Genomic DNA, 19,627 nt, shown 5'->3' on the forward strand with positions numbered 1-19,627 from the left:
GTTTGCAATAGGCTACTTAATAGAAAAAAATTTACTGACTTATAAAAAATTTTATCAATTCAGATTTTCTTGAATACTTTCAAATTGCACAGCTGTTTCTACTATTGTTTTCCAAAAGGCCGGTGCGAGCGTCTGTTTATTTTTATACGTTAAAAAAATGTGTTGATTCATATCAAGTAAATGTTTGACATCAATCTCAACAAACTCACCACTTTCAAGTTCTTTTTTTACACAAAGATACGGTAAGAAGCTCATATACTCTCTCGTACGAATAAATTCTTTCGCTACCTCTAAATGATCCGTTCGCACTTCAATATTTGCTGATACGCCCTCTACCTCAAACATTTTATGCACATAATTCCAATCAAAAGCCCCACATTCAAAAAATACCATTTTCTGTTGTGCCAGTTCCTTTGCTTTCATTAGGTGCTGTTGTTTAAAAGGATGCTCGCGATGCATCACAAGTTTAACGGCATTGCTTAGCAATAACTCATTCGCAATCCCTTCTCTATGCATGTATTGAATAAGAGCAAGATGGATTTGATGACTTTGCAGTTTCTCTAAAATCACTGTAGTTGAACCCGTGATGATCTGGAAACGCAAATGCGGGAAGCCTTTCTTCCATTTCGGCAATGCATAAGCTAAAAAATATTGCGCTGTAACGCCATTTGTACCAATGCACACTTCATCAGACTCCTGCGTTTCCTCTAATTGTTTCTTTCCTTGTTGAAAGGTTTGCACAATCTGTGTCGCAAACGGTACAAAGTCCTTGCCTTTATCCGATAATATTACACTTCGTCCATCGCGATGAAATAACTCTACATTCAACTCTCGCTCCAATGATTTAATACGGGCCGTCACAGTCGGTTGGGACAAAAACAATGCACTTGCGGCCTTATGAATACTTTTATAATGCACGACATATAAAAACGCCTCGATATGGTCAATGTTCATCTAAAGCCCTCCTCAAATTACTTATTTATCCTATTATATAGATAATCGTTTTAATTCTCTATATAATATCGGAAAACTAGGGATTATATTTTAAAAATGTATCTGAAAAAAAGTAAATAGCAGTTCAACAAGAAAAAAAGTAACCTAGCGTCTCCCAGGTTACTTTATTATGTAGCGATGCGGTCATCCATCTTGATAACATACATCACGCGCGGCCTACATCCCTCTGTCTGCAACCACTGTTATGCTATTCACATTGACACCCCCTGTTGTCAATATGAACTCTATCTATATAGTATTTCTCAAACTGAGAAGTATAATACTTGGCGTCTGTTCTTGCTCGAAATGTTCATTTATTGCAATCAATTATGCCTCGGCATAATTGCGTCCGGAATCGGCTTTGTGCTTAGGCCTGCACGAGGGCCGACACGATGTCGGTCATTTCGGTAATGCCACAGGACGTGGCGTTTTTACCGATGCAGGTCAGTTAGTCGTTATCGCATGGATGCGATGGTTTTAGGCTAACATCCCCTAAGAACTCCTTTCCGATTCCGTGACATCCGCCGGAGGCTTTAGGCCAACAAATGTTTTTTGCGCGAAAGCGAAGCGTCAGCAGCAGATGTTTTTTGCGCGAAAGCGTAGTGCTAACGTAGCGTCAGCAGCACGATGTTGGTTACTCAGTCGTTGCCACAGGACGTGGCGCTCTTAGACTGAGTTCCTCTATTTCAGCGGATGTTTGTTTGGACACCCGCTGAAAGAAGTTAAGCTAGAATTGATGCTAGCACTGCTTTTTGTGCATGAAGTCTATTTTCTGCTTGCTCAAAGATGTAGGAATTTGGGCCATCAATAACAGATGATGCTACTTCTTCTTCACGATGAGCTGGTAAACAGTGAAGGAACATATAATTTGGTTTTGCGTATGCGACAAGCTCATCATTAATTTGATAACCTGCAAAATCTTTTAGACGTTTTGCAGTTTCCTCTTCTTGCCCCATCGACGTCCATACATCAGCGTATACTACATCCGCGTTTATAACCGCATCTATAGGATCGTTTGTAATTGTAATTGTACTACCATTTGCTGCTGCGATAGCATGTGCTTTTGCGATAACATCTGCATCACATTCATAGCCAACCGGTGTTGCCACTGCCACATTCATTCCTACATGCGCAGAAGCGACTACTAATGAGTGCGCCACGTTGTTGCCATCCCCAACATAAGCAATTTTCAGCCCTTTTAGTTCACCTTTATTTTCAAAGATTGTTTCTAAATCAGCTAAAGCTTGGCATGGGTGATAAATATCCGTTAGTCCATTTATAACCGGTATAGATGCATGCTCTGCAAGCTCCTTCACCATTGCATGAGAGTTTGCGCGGATCATAATACCATCTAAATAGCCTGATAACACATGTGCTGTATCATAAACAGATTCACCACGACCAATCTGTAAATCACGCGCATGCATAAACATACCTTTTCCGCCCAATTGGTTCATCCCTACTTCAAATGAAATACGAGTACGAGTTGAATGTTTTTCAAAAATCATGCCGAGTGTCTTACCTTCTAGTAGCTTCGGACATTTTCCTTCTTTAGTAATCATTTTCAGCTGTGTTGATAACTCAACTAACTGTTGAACCTCTTCACTTGTATAATCTAGCAAGGTTAATAAGTCCTTACCTTTTAAGCTAGTGACTAACTTTAACTGTACTTCCTCGAGTAATTTCATAGCCTTCTCTCCTTGTTTCGTTGCTGTTGGGATTAGTATAACAATGCATAAATATAAAATCAACTGAATTTTTATGTTCATTTTAAAAAGTTAGAATTTTATCTTCTGATGTGTCAAAAATGCGAATAATCGAATATTCATGCATATTCTAACTACAATCGCATAGTTAAGAGAATTGCATTATTGTTAATACATATTTATAATTAATATATATTAATTATTTAGGTGGTAAAACGTATGGATAAGGAATTGGTACATCTTATTAAGGAGATTAATCAAGTTGATTATGAAGCCAATTTAATGTTAACCGAAGAATTTTCCTCTTTATTGGATGAAACATTAACTACAAAACAAGCAGTATTTTTAAGTCTCCTTCAGACGAAAGGTCCCCTTCAAACTTATGAATTAGCAAAGTTAATGGGGACATCTGCGAGTGCTGTTAGCCAATTAGTAAATAGGCTAGAGCAAGAAAGTTATATAAAAAGAACAATGAGTAAAAAGGATCGTAGAGAGGTTATTATAGAGCTAGATGAACGAGCACATCTTTATTTTCAAAAGCAGGAGGAAATTGAACTTGCTATTATTTATAAATATTATACAAAGCTCAATCGAGAGGACTTATTACAATTAAAGGATATACTTTCGAAATTACATTCTATTATTTCAGTGGAGCAGGAAAAAAATAAGCGTTCATAATGGAGGTATTCTTGTGGATTTACATAATTTGAAAAAGGACATTTTTAAAATTGCTTATCCTTATATAAAAACTCGCCCAAATGTTGCTTTATCCATTGGTATCATTTCGCAAGATCAGGAAGCTACTTTTACTTTCGGTGGCTCGAATTTTAAGTTGGAAGAAAAGCCTTATATATATGAAGTTGGATCGATTTCTAAAGTTTTTACTACATCCATATTAGGGGAAATGATTCAGGAAGGAAAAGTCCATGTAGAAGATTCTATTGGCAAATACTTTTCCGCAATTCCCGATACTCACCCTGTCACGCTCAAACGTTTAGCCAATCATACTTCCGGACTGCCGGGAATAGGTGTGCTAAAGAACATTTCCAATCTTTTTGACGCGCAAACACCTCGTGATCCTTTTTGCCAATACTCACTAAACGAGACTATACATTATTTTAAAACGCATACAAACGAGCCTAAAGTTAAATTTAGATATTCTAATGTAGGGATGGGGCTTTTAGGATATATTTTAGCCAATACGCTTCATACTAATTATGAAACAGCTATCAAACAAAAATTAACAGATCCTTTAGATATGCCAAATACATTTATCTCTATCCCTTCTGATCAAGCTGAGGCAGTATTGCAAGGATACACGATTCTTGGACATAAAAAGCCTCCGCTCCAAATGAATGACTTTATGGCAGCGGGGGCAGTCCGCTCAACTGTTAATGATCTTTTAAAATTTATGAAAGTACATTTACGTGATGAAAATTTAGGGTATACATTATCACATCAAGCTACTGAAACTTTTTCGGAACATATGGGTATTGGTCTAGGATGGCTTCTTGAGGACAATATCATTTGGCATAATGGTTCGACGAAAGCTTTTTCTAGTTATCTAGGGTTTGATAAAACGCAACAAACAGGCGTTGTTGTTCTATCAAATTATCGATCACCTATATTGGCAGCAAACCCTGGGCAAATTGGGAAAGATATATTGCAGCTTTTATAGGTTAAATAGATGATTATATGAATTTATCGATAAAAATTTTGAATTTATCGCCTAACTTTTTAAATTTATCACCTAACTTTCTTAGTTTATCGACATAAAAAAACAGCCCTCAAACATTTAAGTTTGAGGGCTGTTAGAGTAAAAATATCATTAGCTCTGTGTGGCGTCTACAATTATATAAGTATTGCTATAAAGAACCATATTAATATTTTTCACATTCCACAATTTACCAAATTCATTAATAGGAACTTTTCGATTATAGCTATTGATATCATCGTCACAATTCGTCAGTTCCCTTAGTGATTCTGAAAGGTATACATACTCCTTGTCATACCCTACGACAGGGACAAAATGCAAATTATTACGATCCTTATGTACTTTAATAAAAACGATTACTGGAGTTCCTTTACTAATTTCGTACTTTAATGTATTTATATTTCCTTTATAATAGCTTGTTTTAAATCCCTTTTTTCTTAACACCGTACGGATTCCCTTTGGATATACATTACCTGACCTCGTTTTACTAGGGAAATTAGTATATAACTCATCACCATCGGCCTCCATTCCAAAATGACGCAACACATATGCTGTTGAAAATGCTGCACATTCCCTATTGTTTTGTATATCTATCCTATTATTTCGTTTAATTAGATAGCTAGCCGGATAATCTCTTTTTCGTAAAACAGGTATGGGTAATGTCATTAAATATGCATTAATGATCGTTGATATAATAATCCATAAAATAGCTGTTCTAACTATAAACATACTACTCCCCCATCGCTTTGCGTCCATATCGCAACATTATTCTAAGTACTTCTTTCACTAACCTACCCAATCAGTTAAATAACTGAATAATCAGTTATTGTGTCTAGTGTAACATATTCACAAATATTGGTGTGTGGGAATTAGACCTCCCCATATCGTCTCGGTATCTGTAACAGACAATCTCATTTTTTGCACATTTACCATTTATCTATCACCTCAAACTTTAAATTTCCCTCTTGAACCTCAAGTTACTTGATGTATTATGATTAGCTTATACCTATTGATAGGAGGAATTTTGATGAATAATAAAAAGTTTTCTATTGGAGAATTTTCAGAAAGGACAGGAATACCAATTCCTACTTTGCATTACTATGATGAAATTGGTATATTACAACCTGAAAAAAATCCTTCTTCAGGGCATCGCATTTACAATCATCAAAATATTATTACATTACAAAAAATTATTAGTCTAAAATTTCTAGGGTATAGCCTTGATAAAGTTACTACTTTGTTAAATGAATCAAGTTTTAATATGGATTTAAATGAAAGTTTGTCCCTCCATTTATATGCTTTAGAAAAAGAAAAGGAACAAATTGAGCAAACAATGCGAGCAATTAAAAGAGTAATTAAATTAGTCGAAGATGAAAGAGAAGTAGATGGTACTGTATTATTAAGCCTTATATATAGTATGAGTACAGAACAAAAACAAAATGAATGGATGGAACAACAAAAGTTAAAGGTTGTTGTGGAAGAGTTATCAAAGAAATCAGAAGAAGATCAAATTGCATTGGATAAAACATTTATTCATTTAACTAAAGAAGTGAAAAGATTATATGGTTATCCAGTAGAAGACTTGAAAGTACAAGAGATGGTTAAGGAATATTTAGAAGCTACTTTTTCATACCTTGGTGAAAATTTGATACAAAAACTTGCCGATACAGATATAGAAGAGGTGGATATTCAAAAATTCGAAAATATGTCATCTTCCCCCTTCACGGAAGATGAACAAAAGTGGTTTAATCAAGCAATGCAATATTATATGCAATACACAGAATTAGATTAGAAATGGGCTTCCATGAACTTAGTAAAATAATTTGAGGGTAAAGTTGAAGAGATATAACATATTTTATTGAACTCCGGTGAAGTGCTGATTTTTGCGCTTCACGGAAGGCTAAAAGGGGCTATATTAATAAAAATAGGACTTGCGTGTATGATTGAACTTCAAGTATGCAAGTCCTTTATTTCAAAAAAGCCTCCTAACATTTTTGTTAGAAGGCAAAATTATGGTATATCTATTTAGTTCTTTCCACGCTTAGTCAAAAATAATTTTATTGACTGCATCACGGTCTAATTTTTTAATAACTTCCACCATTAGTTTTACAGCATTATCATAATCATCACGATGTAAAATACCTGCATGTGAGTGGATGTAGCGTGTTGCAATACCGATAGATAGGGCAGGTATACCATTTGCAGTCACGTGGATAGAACCAGCGTCTGTACCGCCACCAGCCATCGCTTCGAATTGATATGGAATATTGTGCTCATCAGCCACATCTAATACGAATTCACGTAAGCCACGGTGTGACACCATTGATGCATCGTAAACAACAATTTGTGGACCTGCGCCCATTTTACTAGTTGATTCTTTAGCAGTTACACCTGGTGTGTCTCCTGCTACACCTACATCGACAGCAAAGCCAATATCTGGTTGGATTTTATGCGTCGCAGTTTTCGCACCACGAAGCCCTACTTCCTCTTGGACATTCCCTACAGAATAAAGGATGTTAGGATGCTTTTCATTTTGCAATGCTTTCATAACATCAATGGCAATTGCACAACCAATGCGGTTATCCCATGCTTTTGCTAATAAGTATTTTTCGTTTTTCATCACATTAAATTCGAAATATGGTGTTACCATATCGCCAGGACGTACACCCCATTCAAGCACTTCATCTTTTGAAGCCGCACCAACATCGATAAACATATCTTTAATGTCTACTACTTTGTTACGCACATCTGCTGGTAAAATATGAGGAGGCTTTGAACCTATAACTCCAATAATTTCATCGCCTTTACGTGTTGTAATTGTTACACGCTGTGCAAGCATAACTTGGCTCCACCAGCCGCCTACAGTTTGGAATTTGATGAACCCTTTGTCATCGATTTGAGTAACCATGAAGCCTACTTCATCTAAATGGCCTGCAACCATAATTTTAGGACCATTTTCATCGCCAACTTTTTTAGCAATGACGCTACCTAAATTATCTGTTTCCACTAAGTCTGCATATGGTCCAATGTATTTTTTCATGACCTCGCGCGGGGCACGTTCATTCCCTGCAATACCATTCGCATCTGTTAAATCCTTAAACATTTGTAATGTTGAATCTAGCTGTGTCATCCTTTTACCTCCTGACTCTTGTATCTCCTCTATTATACTTCGTTTACCGAAATATTCCTAGTTAAATCGTCTGAAAATTGTCGGATTTCTTACTTTAATACCCCGAACGCTGACGATTATAATTTTCTTCATTTTTCTCTATATATGCCGAAACTACGTCCTCAAACGTAAAGTCTAGATTAAACGCAAGTAATCCATAGCATTGCCAGATCGCTAAATATCTATCCTCTGTTGGTTGACTAATAAAACTTAAAATATAGTCTTGTGTCATTAAAAATGTCTCTGTTAAATCTCTCTTCTCTTCAATCACAGGCCATTTTTCTATCGCTGTATAACCTTTTAATAGGCCAAGTGATAATATAAAATGAATCGAATCCACATATTCTTCTAAAATCACATCCCGTTCTGAAGCTCCCTTTGTGCTCCAAAACTTAAAGCAACGTGTCTCATTTGCTAGTTCAGCTAGCTCCACCATTAAGGCTAAACCTTTTTCTTTAAATACATCACGGTCAATATTTTGTGTTTTTTCGATGAAATCATCAAGCTCTTTTTGCATTTTAAACAATTTTTGTAAATTCATTTTTTTCTCCTAAATTTCTTAAAAATATTTATATAAAGTGAAACTATTTGCCCCATACAATCGTATAGGAAGGAATAACCTTTCTTCAAGGGGGAAATTTAAAATGTTGCCGTTACTTATTCGTCTTGCTGTTATTGCGCTTATTATCTATGTATTTTATAAAGCGATTCGTTATATAACCGATCCTAAGCGAAAACTTGATGAAGCCTATGAAAAAGGCCAATACTATTTTTATGATGACGTCAAAAATGTCCGAAAAAATTTCTTTATCTCTTATAAAGGTGCTCTTTTCGAAGGTGAAAAATACCTCGGTACTACTGAAGAAGCCTTCGAGGTTGTTACGATTTTTGTTGGCGCCCGAGACGCCGCTACACTGCAAGGTTTTACGAAAAGAGATTTTGAATACCTTCAGCAAGAAATCCTATTGAACTATCCGAGCGCAAAAATAAATTGGAAGCAACCCATTGAAAAGCTTATGCACAACACATCCTCAGAATGAGGATGTGTTTTTATTTATCGGAACATTTTCGAGTTTTATCGGAATGTTTTTGCGTTTTATCACCATAATTGTACTATGATAAAAATTTGAATAGCTGCTAGTAGCGGGAAACCAAATGCAAAGCTGTTATGGCGTGTTTTATGACGGAATAAATACATTCCTAGCACGCCCCCTACTGCACCTCCAGCGATTGCTAATGTAAATAATGTGCGTTCCGCAATACGCCATTCATGTTTTTTTGCTTTTGATTTATCCATTCCCATCATAATGAGCAGGACTATAGAAACGATCGCCATATACGCTAATAATGCTTGTACCATTGAATACTCCTTTTTCTCTATTTACTACTACTCTAACACAAAAAAGACTGACGGATAAATCCATCAGTCTTGTGAAAGCATTATATCACTAATTATTTAGCAACAGCTTTTTTTGCAGTGTCTGCTAATTGAGTGAATGCTGCTGCATCAGTTACAGCTAGGTCAGCTAACATTTTACGGTTAACTTCGATACCAGCAACTTTTAAACCGTGCATTAAGCGGCTGTATGAAAGACCGTTCATGCGAGCAGCTGCGTTGATACGAGTGATCCATAATTTACGGAAATCACGTTTTTTCTGACGACGGTCACGGTATGCATATTGACCTGACTTCATCACTGCTTGGTTAGCAACTTTGTATAATGTATGTTTTGAACCATAGTAACCTTTAGCTAATTTCAATACTTTTTTACGACGTTTGCGCGTCACTGTTCCGCCTTTTACGCGTGGCATATGAATTACCTCCTGCTTTTCATTTAAAAATGAATGTTAGTATTTTTTAGTCAATTATTTCATGTAAACAAGTAATGATTTGATGCGTTTGAAGTCACCAGATGAAACGATATTTGCTTTACGTAGGTGACGTTTTTGTTTTGTAGATTTGTTTGCGAATAAGTGGCTTCCATAAGCACGGTCATATTTTAATTTACCTGAACCCGTTTTTTTGAAACGTTTCGCAGCTCCACGGTGAGTTTTCATTTTTGGCATGTCGAATTCCTCCTAAACTGTTCGTCTAATATTATTTCTCGTTCTTTGGTTGAAGAACTAAGAACATGCTTCGGCCTTCCATCTTCGGTTTTTGTTCAACCGTCGATACTTCAGCACAAGCTTCAGCAAAACGATCTAACACACGTTGACCAATGTCTTTATGTGTAATCGCACGACCTTTGAAACGTAGGCTACATTTTACTTTATCACCTTTTTCAAGGAATTTAATCGCATTACGTAGCTTCGTTTGGAAATCATGCTCATCGATTGATGGGCTCAGACGAACCTCTTTCATTACGATGACCTTTTGATTTTTACGAATTTCACGGTCTTTCTTTTGCTGTTCAAACTTAAATTTACCATAGTCCATGATACGAGCGACTGGCGGCTTGGCTTGAGGGGCCACAAGGACAAGATCCAAGTTTACACGAGTGGCGATTTCTAGCGCTTCATTACGTGTCTTTACACCAAGCTGGTCACCATTGTGATCGATTAATCGAAGTTCACGTGCGCGAATGCCTTCGTTTACATACATGTCTTTGCTAATAGTAATCCACCTCCAAGTAGTTGTCGCGAATACATGGTTTGGGCAAAGCCTTGCCCGGTTGAACGGTACATCCTCTTGTCATGTCCATAAAAAAAGGACGGACACTAAGATGTCCGCCCGCTATATGTGCATGCGCAAGTCTGCGCAAAACAATTCAACGTGTAATACCTGTTCACAGCCCAAGAGCGTTGTATCAGGTGAGAAGCGGGCAGCCTCTACTTCAACCACAAACTTTGTATTCATTAACCTTAACTATATTAACATGTACTTTTATAAGCTGTCAAATGTTTTTTAGCTTATTATTATTAAAGTAACCTAAAATTTTATAATCTAAACTATTATAATGGTTCATCTTCGTAACATGAGGTTGATTTCCCTGGGGGCGTCCAGCCTCCATTCCAATCAACTTATATAAATGACATTTGTTTTAACAAGTGTCACCCCAACATTTGGTGATGAAATCAATAATATTGTTTAAATAAAATTAAGATTACCCTTCAAAAATTGCCGGCGAATTCTAATTAATCGTATTCGCCGGCAAAATTACGAAAATTATTTTGTAATTTCTGCTTTAATATTCGCTAAGAAGTCTTGGAAGCTAATTGTTTCTGAATCTTTTGAGCCGTAACGACGTACGTTTACGCCACCAGCCTCTACTTCTTTGTCTCCGATCACAAGCATATACGGGATTTTTTTCATTTGTGCTTCACGGATTTTGTAGCCTAGTTTCTCTTCACGGTCATCCATTTCAACACGTAAGCCCGCTGCAGTTAATTGCTCTTCAATTTGTTTTGCATAATCAAAGTGTGCTTCGTTTGAAACTGGAATGACTTCAACTTGTACTGGTGCTAACCATGTTGGGAATGCACCTTTGTATTCTTCAATTAAGAAGGCAACGAAGCGTTCCATTGTTGATACTACACCACGGTGAATAACAACTGGACGATGTGGTTTACCATCTTCTCCTACGTAAGTTAAGTCAAAGCGTTCTGGTAATAAGAAGTCAAGCTGAACTGTTGATAAAGTTTCTTCTTTACCAATTGCAGTTTTTACTTGTACGTCAAGTTTAGGACCGTAGAATGCAGCTTCACCTTCAGCTTCAAAGTAATCTAAGCCAAGCTCATCCATTGCCTCTTTTAACATGCTTTGTGCTTTTTCCCACATTGCATCGTCGTCGAAGTATTTTTCAGTATCCGCTGGGTCACGGTAAGATAAACGGAATGAGTAATCATTTAAATCGAAGTCTTTGTAAACTTCTAAAATTAATTGTACTACTTTTTGGAATTCCACTTTAATTTGGTCTGGACGAACGAAGATATGTGCATCATTTAAAGTCATTCCTCGTACACGTTGTAAACCTGAAACTGCGCCTGACATTTCGTAACGGTGCATTGTACCAAGCTCTGCAATGCGTAATGGTAGGTTACGATAAGAATGCATGCTGTTTTTGTACACCATCATATGGTGAGGGCAGTTCATCGGACGCATAATTAATGTTTCATTGTCCATTTCCATTGGTGGGAAAATAGAATCTTGATAATGATCCCAGTGACCAGAAGTTTGGTACAGCTCTTTAGAACCAAGTACTGGTGTATATACATGCTTATAACCAAGAGATAATTCTTTATCTACAATATAGCGCTCAATAACACGACGGATTGTCGCACCGTTTGGTAGCCATAGCGGTAAGCCTTGACCAACTTTTTGAGAAGTTGTAAATAACTCTAATTCTTTACCGATTTTACGGTGATCACGTTCTTTTGCTTCTTCAAGCATTTGTAGGTGATGTTTTAATTCTTCTTTTTTAAAGAATGCTGTACCATAAATACGTTGTAGCATTTTGTTATCTGAGTTACCTCTCCAGTAAGCACCCGCTAATGAAAGAAGTTTGAACTCACGAAGCTTGCCAGTTGATGGTGCGTGGATACCACGGCAAAGGTCGAAAAATTCACCTTGATGGTAAATAGAAACTTGTTCATCTGCTGGAATCGCTTCAAGTAATTCTAATTTATATTCATCGCCGATTTCTTCATAGATTGCTTGTGCATCTGCACGACTAACATTTTTGCGCTCTATCTCTAGATTTTCAGCGATAATTTTTTTCATTTCTTTTTCGATTGCTGGTAGGTCTTCAGCAGTGATTGGAGTTGGTGCATCTATATCGTAATAGAAGCCACCTTCAATAACTGGACCAATACCAAGTTTAACATCTGGGAATAAACGTTTAATCGCCTGTGCTGTTAAGTGTGCAGTAGAGTGACGTAAGATTTCCAGTGCTTCCTCATCATCCTGAGTAATAATTGAGATTGTTGCATCCTCTTCAATTGGTGTTTTTAAATCGACTAAGACACCATTTACTTTACCCGCATATGCTTTTTTACGAAGTCCTGGGCTAATTGATAATGCTACGTCATCAGTAGATGTGCCTTTTGCAAATTCCTTTACAGCGCCATCTGGGAAAGTTAATTTAATCATATCTGACATTTTTCCGCACTCCTTATAGTTTTGTTGTGTTGCATGATTGAAGTTCAAGAATCCCCGGAATTTATCCGCATTCATTTCACCACTTTTTTCCACTGAACGAAAATAAAAAAAGCTCCGTCCCTACGAAAGGGACGAAGCGTATGCTCGTGGTTCCACCCTTCTTCCTTCCGACTTTTTTAGTCAGACGAAGCTCAAGGCTAGCTAACGGGCTAGGGACCGGCGAAAGATTATCCCTTTCGCTGCTCAGCAGGTAGTAAATAGTGTGCTCAAACTAGGAAGCTTACAGCCAATGACTTCCCTCTCTAAAAGCCTTACACAAAATTCATGTCCTCATCAATGCATTTGATCAATTATGCCTCGGTATAATTGCGTCCAGAATCGGCTTTGTGCTTAGGCCTGCACGATGGCCGACACGATGTCGGTCATTTCGGTAATGCCACAGGACGTGGCGTTTTTACCGATGCAGGTCAGTTAGCCGTTATCGCATGGATGCGATGGTTTTAGGCTAACATCCTTTATGAACTCTTTCCGATTCCGTGACATCCGCCGGAGGCTTTAACATCTTTCAGTGGGTGTTTGGACACCCACTGAAAGATGTTAATTATTATATGTGACAGTATACGCTCGATTGTCGTAAAATGCAACTGCCAATCTTACATACGTCTATTTTCCCCACCCATTTTAATCGGTTCTGTCAAGGCTTTGATACGTTCCATAACACGTCCCGCCTTTACGACTTCTATGTCACCTTTCTGTGACTGTGCTAAATGATGCTCCAACTCATCGTAATTAAAATTAGATGTAATGAATGTTGGCAATTGCTCTGCCATGCGGTAATGGAAAATAGTCCCCAAAATTTCATCTCGCGTCCAAGCAGTCATCGTTTCAGCTCCTAAATCATCAAGCATTAGCACTGGTGCCTTTTTCACATAGTCTATTTTTTCATTCAACGTGTTGTCGCCAATTGCATTTTTCATTTCTCGTAAAAATTCAGGCACGAAAACTACAACTGACTTTACTTTAGCCTTCGCAAGTTCATTAGCTAATGCGCCTAGCACAAAAGATTTCCCCACTCCAAATTGACCATATAAATAAAAGCCCTTAGCAGGTAAATTTCCTGTATCTAGTACATTTTGAACAAAATCAGCCGCACGGTTTGCAATATCAATACGTGTATGATCATCAATAAATAAATCACTTATTGTAGCTTGTAGCACATCCTTTGGCATATGCATACTTGCAATCATATTAGCAACATCTCGGCGCTCATCTTCACGTATCTTTTGCTCACATCGTACATAATCAATTTCAACAGTACTCCTTACTACACGTAAAGTAGGTAAAAAACCTTTTAAGTAATTTGTACAACTTCCTGTATTGTCACAGCCACAGCAGACTGTAGATTGGCTAATAAATTCATGAAGCTTCGGTAAATTACGTTCAACTGTATCATAGCTTAACTCATCCACATGCTCAGCTAAAAACTCTTGCACACGAGGATTTTCTAATATTTCTCGACGCATCGCTTCATATCGTTCTTGAAATGATGGTACCTTAATTGCTCTTTTTAATGGTCCATTAATCGGTTCGATTGTCATTCACCTACCTTATTTTGAATATTACCTAATTTCTCTAGAATCTTTTGTCTTTCCTTTTCAAAATCAGTAGTGTCAGTATTTGTTGTATCTTTTAATACTTCCTCTGATTTTTCATTACGCTTATAAAACCAATCTGGTACTTTTTCCTCTCGGCGATTTTTTGTGTAAGAGTTCTTTTTTGCCGAAGACTGGGGTTTATTTTTCCACGTAGTGTACTTATCATGCTCTTTACGTGCTAGTTCCATTGCTTCTTTTGCTGTTTGAATATTTTTACGTACCCAATGATCCGCAATCGTTTCCACATATTTCTTAGGTAGCTTCATATCAGTTGTTAGCATTACATATTCCAGAAGAGCATTAACAACCCCTACTGGCATTCCATGCTGGACAATTAAACTCTCAGCAAGCTGTACGGAAGTCTGTAGAGGTTCTTTGCCATTATTGATATCTCGCAGTACTTGCACTGGGGGAGTCGTCTCTAAATATTGCTGAAGCTCCTGATCCTTTGTTTTTTGGCCTGATTCCTCTATGGATGACGGCTGCTTACTCACTCTAGCAAGCTTTGGTGGCTCTTTTGATACCGTTAGCTTATAAAAATCCGCAGCGGCTTTACGTAAACGTTCCAGTGAAATACCTAGGTCATCATCTAAAGCCAGAATCACTACTTTTTGCATATCGAGTGCAGTTAAGCGGTATAAAAATGCTAATTTCGCTATTGTTTCACGCACCTCAAATGTTAGTAAGCTTGCCGGTACTAGTTGCTCCGATAAGCCCGCTTGCAGCAGTTCAAAGTCAAACTGGTCAAAATAAAATGGATATACTTTTTGCTGTTTATCCTTGCTACTAGTATCAGCTTGTAAATCATCTGGAATGTTTGTACTTACAGGCTTAAAAACATCTATGAAGGCACGCGATACATCTTTAAATTCTGCATCTCTTGCAGATGGAATAAAACGCTGACGTAACTTCCGATAAGCTTGCTCCCCTATTTTACTAAATAAAAACATCGACAGCAGTGGGTCTTTCATAAAGCTATCTGCATCAAGTGGACGTATCAGCTCATATAAAAAGCTTCGCTGGCCAGCATCCTCTTTTTTCCATGTGTGTAACAGACCAATTGCTTCAAGCGCAATACGTGCCTCAAATACTTTGCCAATAGGAAGCCCTAGCACATTCATTAAATAATAATGTGTCATTTGCTGCTTTGGCATTTGCTCAGCTTCTGCCCATAATGTTAAATAAAGGCTGATTGGTTCCGCTCCAATTAAAGGCTGATAAAAAAGCGTTACTAATTGACGTTCCTGCGTAGAAAGTGCATGAGGTAGACGAATGTCAAAAGAATCAGCAGGCTGTAATTCCTTATACAAATGGATCAACGTCATTCACCCTCTCTGTTTCCTATAATTTCTGCTCTGTCTGACGTTGGATAATTTCTTTAATTTCTTCAATAAAGACATTGATATCCTTAAATTGACGATAAACCGATGCAAAGCGCACATACGCAACCTCATCGATTTTAGCTAAGCGATCCATTACCATTTCTCCTACATCCTCGGATCGGACTTCAGAATTCCCAATACGACGAAGATCTTTTTCAATAGACATTACTAGACCTTCAAGCACTTCTAGAGAAACAGGACGTTTTTCGCAAGCTCGAATAAGCCCACGAAGTACCTTTTCACGGCTAAATTCTTCTCGTGAACCTTCTTTTTTCACTACAACTAATGGTGTCTCTTCAATTTTTTCAAACGTTGTAAAGCGGAAGCCACATGACTCACATTCACGACGTCTACGAATTTCTTTATTATCATCAACTGGCCTCGAATCTACAACACGCGTTCCGTTAAATTGGCAAGATGGACATCTCATATAATTACTCTCCTGATTTCACAACAATTTAATATTTCTATTATAACAAATTTCCTATGTATAAGAAAAGCGCATTGACGCTAGTGTGCTCATGATAAACCTTGAAAGGCTAAAGTACAAGCATAGATTCTACATTTAAACTAGCTATCTAAATAAAAAAAGCACATTGAAATCACTGGGATTTCAACGTGCTCGGTCTAATTATTATTATTATGCATTAACTGTTTCTAAAGCTTTTGCCACTTTTTTCACAAGATCTACAACACGTGCAGAATAACCCCACTCATTGTCGTACCAAGCAAGTACTTTCACTTTGCGGTTACCCATCACCATTGTAGAAAGTCCATCTACTGTAGAAGAGTAAGTTGTTGTATTGTAATCAGAAGATACTAGAGGCTCAACTGAGAAGTTTAAGATACCTTTCATTGGACCTTCAGTAGCAGCCTTCACAAATGCAGCATTGATAGAATCAACTGTTACGTCTGTGTTTAAATCAACTACTAGGTCAACTAATGATACGTTAGGTGTTGGAACACGAAGTGCCATACCATGAATTTTGCCTTCTAATTCTGGTAACACTAATTTTAATGCTTTTGCAGCACCTGTAGAAGTTGGGATGATTGATTGTGCGCAACCACGTGCACGACGTAAATCTTTATGTGGATTGTCTAAATTCTTTTGGTCATTTGTATAAGCGTGAACTGTTGTCATTAATCCGCTTTCAATACCAAATGTGTCATTTAATACTTTGGCAACTGGGGCTAAGCAGTTTGTTGTACAAGAAGCATTTGAAATAACATCATGTTTTGCGATATCAAGTTTCTCGTCATTTACACCTAAAACAATTGTTACGTCCTCGTTTTTACCAGGTGCCGTTAAGATAACTTTCTTTGCGCCTGCTTCTAAGTGCATTGCTGCTTTTTCACGATCATTAAATTTACCAGTTGCTTCAATAACGATATCCACACCCATTGTTGCCCATGGTAATTTTAATGGGTCACGTTCGCTAATAATTTGAACACGTTTACCATTTACAATTAAAGCATCGCCTGCTGGCTCAATTGTACCCTCGAATGTTCCGTGATTTGTGTCATACTTAATCAAATGTGCTAATGTTTCAGCTGGATAGCTAGCGTTAATCGCAACGATATTTAAACTTTCTTGCACGATCGCTTGGCGGAAAACCATACGTCCGATACGTCCGAAACCATTAATAGCAACTGATACTGTCATTTATAAAATCCTCCTGTGAGTCATACTCATATTAATTATATACTTTATGCGAATAGTATAACACAATTTCAAAAAAGATGAACATTATATATTTATAATATTAAAGTTCTTATTTTCTGAAAAATAAAACCACCTAAATTTGTCCTTATTATGGTATAACTCCACAAAAAAAATGCGTAGCAAAGTGTTCTTGCTACGCATCTATGTTATTAATTATTGTATCAATGAAATTAAGGTGTCATATTAAATAAAGTATGGCTCCTTCGGCAAAACGGGGGTTGATTTCCGTTCCGGCTGGGCGCTTTGTTGCTGACGCTTCGCTTTCGCACAGAGCAGAGCTTCCTGGGGGCGTCCAGCCTCCGCTCCAATCAACTTCTTCACATAACGTGTAATTCTAGCATGTCACTCTAATTTACAGTGATAAAACTTCAGCAGGCGACGGCACAAGTTGTTTCATTTTGTGCGAAAAGCAAAGCAGAAGCAACGGAAGATGTACAAACGCGTCTCTGTAATAAGTCTATTCTGTTTGACTATTGAGTAGGATAACGCTCACTTTTGAAAAGCTTAAAATAAAAAAAGTTCTACGTATCATTGATTAAAGTGAAAAACTACTCGACTCCCGTTTGAAAGCTCAACGAACACCCTATAAGCACCTCAGCATTCAAAGAGATTCTTTTTTATTTTGTTTATCAAAAATAAGAATGCGTAGCAATATGTCATTGCTACGCATCGAATGATTTTACAGATTCTAAATTAATTATAAAATATCCCAATAAGTCAGGATTTTTTTTAATTGGTGCTCGGTTTGTTCTAAATTTTCATTATTATAAATAACCGCATGGGCACCTTTTTCTTTCACTGACAGAGGTAACTGAGAACGTATTCGAGCTAGTGCATCCTCTTTTGATAAGTTGTTACGCTCCATTAATCGACGAAGCTGTACCTCTTCACTAACCGATACCACGATAATACGCTCGACAAAATGTTGTAACTTACTTTCAAATAAAAGTGGAATATCCATCACAACATGCTTTTCTCCAGCCTCTAAATAAGCATCGCGCTGGCGTAACATTTCCTTACGAATAGCAGGATGCATAATATCATTTAACATTTTACGCTTTGCAGGCTCGTGAAAAATAATATCGCCAAGCTTGGCACGATTTAAACTACCGTCTTCTAGCAATATAACTTCTCCAAAATTTTCAGCTATTAACTTTAAAGTCTCCGTCCCTGGTTCTACAACATCACGCGCTACAATATCTGCATCGACAATCGGTAAACCAAGTGCTGTCATCATTTTTACTACTGTACTTTTTCCGCTTGCTATACTTCCTGTTAGTCCGATAATCATAGTTAAATCCCCTTTAATGTTGACAATTTGGGCAAAAGACTGATGTGCGCCCACCTATCGTCATTTGGCTCGTTGCAGTTCCACACGTTGGACACATTTTTTTCCCATACATTTGCAGTCGATTCTGCATACTTCCAGCCTCACCATTTATATTACGATAGTCTGAAATTGTTGAACCTCCTGCTTCAATGCTTTGGCGTAAAATAGCGACAATCGCCTCGAATAATGCACGCTTACGCTTTTCACTGATGCTGTTCATTGTGCGGGCCGGATGAATTTTTTGAGCAAATAATGCTTCTGTAGCATAAATATTGCCGCAGCCCGAAATGACCTGCCCATCCATAATGACATCCTTAACGGCCTTTTTCTCATATTTCGGCAACTTTGATTTCGCAATAAAATAATCACATGCTATTTCATCGAATGGCTCTGGTGCCATTTTTGTTAATGGTGCATGATCTTCAATTTTTGTTAAAAAACGTAGTTCACCAAAGCGGCGTATATCCGAATAAATTAAATAGCCACCATCTGCCATTTGAAATGTAGCATGAATATGTTTTTTAAATTTCGCCTCTTGGATTTCCTCAGGCGAATTTACCACAAACCATGCACCTGTCATCCCTAAATGACTAACAAGCACATAGGGGACATCTTCCTTCAATAAATGAAAAAAGATGTATTTTGCACGTCGTTCGATTTTTGTGATCGTCATTTGAGACAAGGATATTTCAAATGCATCAGGCTCAGCTTGCTTCACGATACATTGCTTTCCCTCCCCAAAGGAAAAACGAATAATTTCAGATAGTTGAACCTGTTGAATTGTCCGCCCTTCAATTTTAGGTTTTAATGCCTGGACGACACCTTCAACCTCTGGTAATTCAGGCATTTTAACCTCT

The 19,627-nt window shown here is 37.4% G+C and carries 20 protein-coding genes; 4 read left to right on the plus strand and 16 right to left on the minus strand.

Annotated features, from left to right (window positions below):
• Positions 1–54: 54 nt before the first annotated feature.
• Both ACFXN8_RS02955 and argF read right to left on the minus strand, forming a co-directional pair.
• Positions 55–954, minus strand: coding sequence for a LysR family transcriptional regulator (locus ACFXN8_RS02955; RefSeq protein ID WP_386842670.1), 900 nt, complete (start codon positions 952–954; stop codon positions 55–57).
• A gap of 761 nt (positions 955–1,715) precedes the next feature.
• Positions 1,716–2,681, minus strand: coding sequence for an ornithine carbamoyltransferase (argF, locus tag ACFXN8_RS02960; RefSeq protein WP_376075098.1), 966 nt, complete (start codon positions 2,679–2,681; stop codon positions 1,716–1,718).
• Positions 2,682–2,918: 237 nt separating this feature from the next.
• Between argF and ACFXN8_RS02965 the strand changes: the two genes are divergently transcribed.
• Together ACFXN8_RS02965 and ACFXN8_RS02970 are read left to right on the plus strand one after the other, a co-directional pair.
• Positions 2,919–3,377, plus strand: coding sequence for a MarR family winged helix-turn-helix transcriptional regulator (locus tag ACFXN8_RS02965; RefSeq protein WP_386842672.1), 459 nt, complete (start codon positions 2,919–2,921; stop codon positions 3,375–3,377).
• Between the two features lie 13 nt (positions 3,378–3,390).
• Positions 3,391–4,377, plus strand: a complete 987-nt coding sequence (locus ACFXN8_RS02970) for a serine hydrolase domain-containing protein (protein WP_386842674.1) — start codon at positions 3,391–3,393, stop codon at positions 4,375–4,377.
• Positions 4,378–4,527: 150 nt separating this feature from the next.
• Here the strand turns inward: ACFXN8_RS02970 and ACFXN8_RS02975 are convergent, their stop codons facing one another.
• Complete coding sequence (locus ACFXN8_RS02975) at positions 4,528–5,142, minus strand: cysteine peptidase family C39 domain-containing protein (protein ID WP_386842676.1); 615 nt, start codon at positions 5,140–5,142, stop codon at positions 4,528–4,530.
• A gap of 295 nt (positions 5,143–5,437) precedes the next feature.
• Here ACFXN8_RS02975 and ACFXN8_RS02980 point away from each other — a divergent pair, with 295 nt between their 5' ends.
• The gene (locus ACFXN8_RS02980) at positions 5,438–6,205 is read left to right on the plus strand and encodes a MerR family transcriptional regulator (protein WP_386842678.1); all 768 of its coding nucleotides are present in this window, start codon (positions 5,438–5,440) and stop codon (positions 6,203–6,205) included.
• A 249-nt stretch (positions 6,206–6,454) separates the two neighbouring features.
• Here ACFXN8_RS02980 and ACFXN8_RS02985 read toward each other — a convergent pair whose 3' ends face one another.
• A complete protein-coding gene (locus tag ACFXN8_RS02985; RefSeq protein WP_370041481.1) occupies positions 6,455–7,543 on the minus strand; it encodes a M42 family metallopeptidase in 1,089 nt (362 codons plus the stop codon).
• Positions 7,544–7,637: 94 nt separating this feature from the next.
• Positions 7,638–8,123 (minus strand): dUTP diphosphatase, encoded by a 486-nt coding sequence (locus ACFXN8_RS02990; RefSeq protein ID WP_376075252.1) that lies wholly within the window; start codon positions 8,121–8,123, stop codon positions 7,638–7,640.
• Positions 8,124–8,226: 103 nt separating this feature from the next.
• On the opposite strand from ACFXN8_RS02990, the gene ACFXN8_RS02995 reads away from it, so the two are divergent.
• The gene (locus tag ACFXN8_RS02995; protein WP_376075253.1) at positions 8,227–8,622 is read left to right on the plus strand and encodes a sigma-w pathway protein ysdB; all 396 of its coding nucleotides are present in this window, start codon (positions 8,227–8,229) and stop codon (positions 8,620–8,622) included.
• A 59-nt stretch (positions 8,623–8,681) separates the two neighbouring features.
• On the opposite strand, the gene ACFXN8_RS03000 is transcribed toward ACFXN8_RS02995, so the two are convergent.
• The 11 genes from ACFXN8_RS03000 to mutM form a co-directional block, all read right to left on the minus strand.
• The gene (locus tag ACFXN8_RS03000) at positions 8,682–8,942 is read right to left on the minus strand and encodes a DUF1294 domain-containing protein (protein ID WP_376075255.1); all 261 of its coding nucleotides are present in this window, start codon (positions 8,940–8,942) and stop codon (positions 8,682–8,684) included.
• A 92-nt stretch (positions 8,943–9,034) separates the two neighbouring features.
• On the minus strand, positions 9,035–9,394 hold the full coding sequence (rplT, locus tag ACFXN8_RS03005; protein WP_053592414.1) for a 50S ribosomal protein L20: 360 nt from the start codon (positions 9,392–9,394) through the stop codon (positions 9,035–9,037).
• Between the two features lie 54 nt (positions 9,395–9,448).
• Positions 9,449–9,649, minus strand: coding sequence for a 50S ribosomal protein L35 (gene rpmI / locus ACFXN8_RS03010; RefSeq protein ID WP_004226312.1), 201 nt, complete (start codon positions 9,647–9,649; stop codon positions 9,449–9,451).
• Positions 9,650–9,680: 31 nt separating this feature from the next.
• Entirely contained in the window at positions 9,681–10,184 is a 504-nt protein-coding gene (gene infC / locus ACFXN8_RS03015; protein ID WP_025114499.1) for a translation initiation factor IF-3, read from the minus strand.
• A 564-nt stretch (positions 10,185–10,748) separates the two neighbouring features.
• Positions 10,749–12,680, minus strand: coding sequence for a threonine--tRNA ligase (thrS, locus tag ACFXN8_RS03020; RefSeq protein ID WP_376075260.1), 1,932 nt, complete (start codon positions 12,678–12,680; stop codon positions 10,749–10,751).
• A 653-nt stretch (positions 12,681–13,333) separates the two neighbouring features.
• A complete protein-coding gene (gene dnaI / locus ACFXN8_RS03025; protein ID WP_376075378.1) occupies positions 13,334–14,272 on the minus strand; it encodes a primosomal protein DnaI in 939 nt (312 codons plus the stop codon).
• 2 nt (positions 14,273–14,274) lie between these two features.
• Complete coding sequence (locus tag ACFXN8_RS03030) at positions 14,275–15,660, minus strand: replication initiation and membrane attachment family protein (RefSeq protein ID WP_376075262.1); 1,386 nt, start codon at positions 15,658–15,660, stop codon at positions 14,275–14,277.
• 16 nt (positions 15,661–15,676) lie between these two features.
• Entirely contained in the window at positions 15,677–16,147 is a 471-nt protein-coding gene (gene nrdR / locus ACFXN8_RS03035; RefSeq protein ID WP_049667519.1) for a transcriptional regulator NrdR, read from the minus strand.
• A gap of 210 nt (positions 16,148–16,357) precedes the next feature.
• The gene (locus ACFXN8_RS03040) at positions 16,358–17,380 is read right to left on the minus strand and encodes a glyceraldehyde-3-phosphate dehydrogenase (protein ID WP_370075649.1); all 1,023 of its coding nucleotides are present in this window, start codon (positions 17,378–17,380) and stop codon (positions 16,358–16,360) included.
• 757 nt (positions 17,381–18,137) lie between these two features.
• Entirely contained in the window at positions 18,138–18,731 is a 594-nt protein-coding gene (gene coaE, locus ACFXN8_RS03045) for a dephospho-CoA kinase (RefSeq protein ID WP_386842683.1), read from the minus strand.
• A 13-nt stretch (positions 18,732–18,744) separates the two neighbouring features.
• Positions 18,745–19,617 (minus strand): bifunctional DNA-formamidopyrimidine glycosylase/DNA-(apurinic or apyrimidinic site) lyase, encoded by an 873-nt coding sequence (gene mutM / locus ACFXN8_RS03050; protein WP_386842685.1) that lies wholly within the window; start codon positions 19,615–19,617, stop codon positions 18,745–18,747.
• Positions 19,618–19,627: the final 10 nt, after the last annotated feature.

The sequence above is a fragment of the Lysinibacillus sp. NPDC059133 genome (assembly GCF_042755925.1).
Lineage (GTDB): Bacteria > Bacillota > Bacilli > Bacillales_A > Planococcaceae > Lysinibacillus.